Origin of the sequence: Pseudonocardia nigra, from assembly GCF_019396355.1 — a bacterium.
Lineage (GTDB): Bacteria > Actinomycetota > Actinomycetes > Mycobacteriales > Pseudonocardiaceae > Pseudonocardia > Pseudonocardia nigra.
This window is the reverse complement of the sequence record NZ_JAHKRK010000489.1, coordinates 1-1127: the sequence shown is the minus strand read 5'-3', so window position 1 is coordinate 1127 and position 1127 is coordinate 1. Positions and strand designations below refer to the sequence as shown.

At 67.1% G+C, this 1127-nt stretch carries 2 protein-coding genes and 1 pseudogene; all 3 read left to right on the top strand.

The annotated features are described in order from the left end of the window. Window positions 1-205: 205 nt before the first annotated feature. Window positions 206-599: pseudogene (locus KME75_RS47535) on the top strand (recombinase family protein); the annotation flags it as partial. Window positions 600-605: 6 nt separating this feature from the next. Then, entirely contained in the window at window positions 606-845 is a 240-nt protein-coding gene (locus KME75_RS47530) for a hypothetical protein (RefSeq protein WP_308283532.1), read from the top strand. 125 nt (window positions 846-970) lie between these two features. Then, on the top strand, window positions 971-1127 hold a 157-nt coding region (locus tag KME75_RS47410; protein WP_219420552.1), incomplete at its 3' end, for a transposase.

Genomic DNA, 1127 nt, shown 5'->3' with positions numbered 1-1127 from the left:
GCATCTCGGCGGCGAACGCCTCCAGCCGCGGCCTGACCTGGTCCATTTCCTCCGGCGTCACAGCTCAGAACAAGATCACACGACGAGCCGGATCAGCGGGAACGACACACGTAACAAAGTACTACTAGGCAGAGTGCGTTAGCGCAGGTCACCGGAGGTCGAGGTCGGCCCGGAACTCGTTGCCGAAAACTACGGCCCGAAACCGATGGCCTCCGTCGTTTCTGATACTGCACCGGCTACGGTCCAGGCTGTGACCTTGGTCGGCTACGCCCGCGTCTCGACCCTTAAGCAGGATCCGGCCCTGCAGCACGATGGACTGACCGCCGCGGGTGCGTTGCGGATCTTCACCGACTTCGCGTCGGGCGCCACCGCCGCCCGCCCGCAGCTGACCGCCTGCCTGGACTACGTGCGGGCGGGGGACACCCTGGCGGTGTGGCGGATCGACCGGCTCGGTCGCTCGGTCGCGGACCTGACCGCGATCGTCAACCAGCTGGGGGAGCGGGGCATCCAGTTCCGGTCGCTGACCGAGGCGATCGACACCACCACCGTCGGCGGGAGAGCTGGTCTTCCACGTCTTCGCGGCGGTCGCGCAGATGGAGCGCCGGTTGATCGCCGAGCGCACCCGCGCCGGCCTGCAAGCGGCCCGGGCCCGCGGCCGGGTCGGCGGCCGCCCCACCGTCATGACCCCAGATCGGATCGTGATCGCCCAGGAGATGCGGGCGCACGGTAAGACGCTCAATGAGATCGCGGCCACGCTCGGCGTCGGGCGCTCCTCGTTGGTCCGTGCTCTGGCCGGCGCGGTTGTGGCTGAGGGGCCAGCGGATGAAGAGACGCCGCGAATTTGACGCGGCACCTGAGCGGCCGGATGCGGACCGAGGCGTCTGCACTACTACACAATGAGGGATTTGGCGAGCCTCCCAGATTCCGGACACCGGACCCAATAAGGTCCGCCCGGAATGGAGGGTGATCAATGCCGGAACGACGCAGGAAGTTCAGTCCGGAGTTCAAGGACGAGGCCGTGAAGATGGTGACCGAGTCGTCTCGTCCGATCGCCGAGGTTGCTCGCGAGATCCAGGTGAACGAGGGCACCCTCGGGAACTGGGTGAACAAGTACCGGGTCGAGCACG